At 36.6% G+C, this 3927-nt stretch carries 4 protein-coding genes; 3 read left to right on the top strand and 1 reads right to left on the bottom strand.

The window, feature by feature from the left end:
- Positions 1 to 199 precede the first annotated feature (199 nt).
- From rsmH to ACP6PK_RS09635, 3 genes are all read left to right on the top strand, one after another.
- A complete protein-coding gene (gene rsmH, locus ACP6PK_RS09645) occupies positions 200 to 1051 on the top strand; it encodes a 16S rRNA (cytosine(1402)-N(4))-methyltransferase RsmH (RefSeq protein WP_426559414.1) in 852 nt (283 codons plus the stop codon).
- Between the two features lie 357 nt (positions 1052 to 1408).
- Positions 1409 to 3073, top strand: coding sequence for a SpoIIE family protein phosphatase (locus ACP6PK_RS09640; protein ID WP_426559413.1), 1665 nt, complete (start codon positions 1409 to 1411; stop codon positions 3071 to 3073).
- Between the two features lie 4 nt (positions 3074 to 3077).
- Positions 3078 to 3500 carry an ATP-binding protein gene (locus ACP6PK_RS09635; RefSeq protein ID WP_094671770.1) on the top strand — a complete coding sequence of 141 codons (423 nt, stop codon included), beginning with the start codon at positions 3078 to 3080 and terminating at the stop codon, positions 3498 to 3500.
- Between the two features lie 212 nt (positions 3501 to 3712).
- Here the strand turns inward: ACP6PK_RS09635 and ACP6PK_RS09630 are convergent.
- Positions 3713 to 3927 (bottom strand): hypothetical protein (locus ACP6PK_RS09630; RefSeq protein ID WP_426559412.1); only part of this gene is annotated, 215 nt, incomplete at its 5' end.

Raw genomic sequence — 3927 nt, 5'->3', positions numbered from 1 at the left:
TAGATAATAAAAAATTGATAAGAGATTTCCCGGAAAAATTTACCAAAGATTTCTCTCCTCAGACTGATAGTAAAACACTAGATACAGTGTTCAACAACTATAACGTTATAGATATGTAGTGTTTATTTCTCAAAAATGCCTAAGTTATGTTACTTTTACTTTTGCAATAAATCTAATATAATACTAATTTTTTATCTTAATGAACCATGTACCAGTTCTAACTAATGAATTAATTTCTGGTTTAGCAATCCGTCCAGGAGGTCTGTACTTAGATGCAACATTAGGGTTTGGTGGCCATGCTCAGTTAATTCTAGCTGCTGCTCCAGACGTTAAATTAATCGCTATTGACCAAGATGAACAAGCGATCGCCTATTGCCAAACCTCATTGGCCGATTACAGCTCTAACATCCAATTTTGGTATGGCAATTTTGCTGATTATCAACCTAAAAATCTTGAGTTTGATGGTATAATAGCTGATTTAGGTATAAGTTCTGTACAGTTGGATACCCCAGAACGTGGCTTTAGTTTCCGGTATGGTGCCCAATTAGATATGCGGATGAACCAGCAACAAACTATAACAGCAGCCGAAATAGTTAATCACTGGGAAGAAGCCAAGTTAGCAAATATTTTTTATACTTATGGAGAAGAACGTCTATCTAGACGTATTGCTAGAAGAATAGTAGAACGTCGTCCTTTTGAAACAACAACTGAGTTGGCAGAAGCGATCGCCCATTCAGTACCTCGGAAATACCGTTATGGTAGAATACATCCAGCTACTCGTGTTTTTCAAGCTCTCAGAATAGAAGTAAATCAGGAACTTTCTAGCCTAGAAACTTTCCTCAAGAATGCTCCTAACTGGCTAAAAACTAAGGGTAGAATAGGAATTATTAGCTTTCATAGTTTAGAAGACCGTTTAGTTAAACATGGTTTTAGAGACTCATCCGTTTTACAGGTGTTGACAAAAAAACCCATCCAGCCTCAAGATAATGAAATATCAACGAATCCACGAGCACGTTCTGCTAAACTAAGATTGGCAGAAAAGTTGAGCTAGGTATATATCAGGGAATTTACACAAAATAATATATATAAAAAAACTGAATTGCTAAATCGTACTTTATCTATAATTGCTGATAATCAACATTATTTCCAAGTATAGATAGGATTGAAATAATCAAACCGATGCTCAAAACTACATTTATTAAAGATTACAATTTTATGTAAAGTCATTAAATCACTCAAATTTAGTTCCTTACATAAAGCTAATGACCGGAACAAGTGATGACCAAATTTATCAAATTTTACAGCCACTATATTATTTTGTAAAGCAAAAATATTTTGTTATAAAATACTCTAACGGCCAAAATGAGAGTGTGAGAACTAAAAAAACTTCTGGGAGCCAAATTATAGCATGAGTCGGCGAGAAACGAAACTAAAATTGATGGTAGTCGATGACGAACCAGACAACCTGGATTTGTTGTATAGGACGTTTCGGCGGGACTTTAAGGTATATAAAGCAGATAGTGCCTTCAGTGCTATGGACGTTTTAGAAGAAGTAGGAGAAATGGCACTGATTATCTCTGACCAAAGAATGCCAGAAATGAATGGTACAGAGTTTTTAGGTAAAACCTTAGAAACATTTCCAGATACTGTTCGGATTCTACTGACAGGCTACACAGATGTAGAAGATTTAGTAGAAGCAATCAACTCAGGTAAAGTATTTAAGTATATTACAAAACCCTGGAATCCAGAAGAACTAAAAGTCGTAGTTCAACAAGCTTCAGAAACCTACAAAGTAGTGAAGCAACGCACTAATGCTTTGACTCTTGCTCTGCGACGAGAGTCTATTTTGAATGAGGTTATGAGTGCAATTAGAGAATCATTGGATTACTCTAGTATGTTATCGACAATAGTTCAGACAGTGGGACTAACTTTTGCGGCCACAGAAGGTAGATTATGGCCAGCAGCAGGCGATCGCCTCATGTCTGAGTCTTTTTCCTATCAAAACTCTGAAAATTCTCAAAACGAGTTTCCAATTACTGAAGAATTATTATTGCAGGTATTAGAGAATCGCCAAACTTATTTTGAAGAAGGTTCAGAAAAAAGTAGTTGTAAATTAATAGTCCCTCTAATTTACCAGAAAGATTTACTAGCAGTTTTAGCCCTTAATCAAGAAAATAGTAATAACTTCTGGTCTACTGAAGATGTCAATCTTATAGAAAGTGTATTAGAGCAGGGAGCCTTGGCATTATCGCAAGCTCAACTCTATCAAAAGACTAGAGAACTAGCCGAACAAATGCGTAATGAGCTAGAAGTAGCTCGTCAGATACAGAGCAACTTATTACGTCAAAGTTGGCCAGACTTTGAAACATTTAAGATACAAGGCTGTTGCTATCCTGCTAGAGAAGTAGGAGGTGATTTTTTTGAAGTTTATACTCACTCTCAAGGAGAAATATGGTTAGCATTAGGAGATGTTTCTGGTAAGGGAGTACCTGCTGCTTTATTTATGGCTAGTGCCATTTCTGTAATGAGGCGAGAACTTTCTCAAGAAAATCCCCCAGATCCCTATGAAGTAATGCAAAATCTCAATAGCAGTCTTTCAGATGATTTAATTAGTAATAATTGCTTCATTACAATGGTCTTGGCTCGCTATACACCAGAAACTGGATTATTAGCTTATGCTAATGCTGGCCATATATATCCTTTGGTCTGGTCTAAAACTGCACTGCTAGCTGCTGGAAATAAAGCTTCCGAGGAAGTCAAACCAAATTTCCTCAAAGATCGTGGCATTCCTCTAGGAATATTACCAATATGGAAAGGCAAAGCAGGTACTATAGACTTAGATTCAGGAGATATATTCTTACTCACAAGTGATGGTATCACTGAAGCTACAGTGGTTCAAGAATCTAATGATGGTGGGGAAGCAATTCGTGTCATGTTACAACAAGAAGGTTTATGGAAACTCCTACAGGAGCATAAAGAGCAACTAGACCTAAATAGCTTATTGGCTTATATCCGAGCCGATAATCAAGTTCAGGAAGACGATCAAACTATACTATCTCTGGAGGTTCTCTGAATTTATGAAAACTGAGCTTCAGGTGCCAAGCAACCTCAATTTTTTAACTATTGTCGAACATTGGTTATTAAGCAGTTTAGAAGTAGAGCTAGGAGAACATATTGATTGGCCTCGTCAATCCAACCGTTTACGCTTGGTGCTGGCGGAAGCTTATTCCAATGTGATTCGTCATGCTCATAAGGACCAACCTCACTTACCAGTGCTAATACGCTTAGAAATTAAAGAGCGTGATATTGCTTTGGAAATTTGGGACTATGGTCAAGGTTATCGTACAGGGGATTATAATCCACCAACACCAGAAGCCAAACAAGAAAGTGGTTATGGATGGTTGATTATGAATAGATTGATGGATCGTGTAGACTATAGTTTGCAAATAGATGGTAGAAACTGTCTAAAGTTGGAAGCAAGTATACCAGAAAAAGTTTAATAACCCATTGGTTAATTAGAATTGATTGAATTTTAACAAGATTAGTATATTGCTAATGGACTTGCAACCTGATCTCCTGACTTCTGACTGTAAGGGTTGGGTAAACAAACCACCACTTACCATAGCTTTACTGTTGAATAGGCTTAGAAGTTTGACCTCCTCCGGACGTTGCGCAAATGCGACAACGCGGGACTTATAGAGTTAATTATAGGTTAACTAATCCGACCGCTCCACCTAGAAACTGTTAGGCTAACTGCCTTATCTATAAAAAATAGCAAATTGTTGGCAAAAGAGTAAGATTGATTCGTATTACCTATTGACCTAATAACCAAGACCAAAAGTATTTTAGCACTTATGCTACAGGATAATCCCGCTTCATTAATTGATAATTGATAATTGATAATTGATAATTGATAATTGATAATTG

Origin of the sequence: Dapis hubbardiae BLCC-M172 (assembly GCF_050016015.1) — a bacterium.
Taxonomy (GTDB): domain Bacteria; phylum Cyanobacteriota; class Cyanobacteriia; order Cyanobacteriales; family Microcoleaceae; genus Trichodesmium.
The sequence above is the reverse complement of the archived record's forward strand: the minus strand, read 5'-3'. Positions and strand labels throughout refer to the sequence as shown.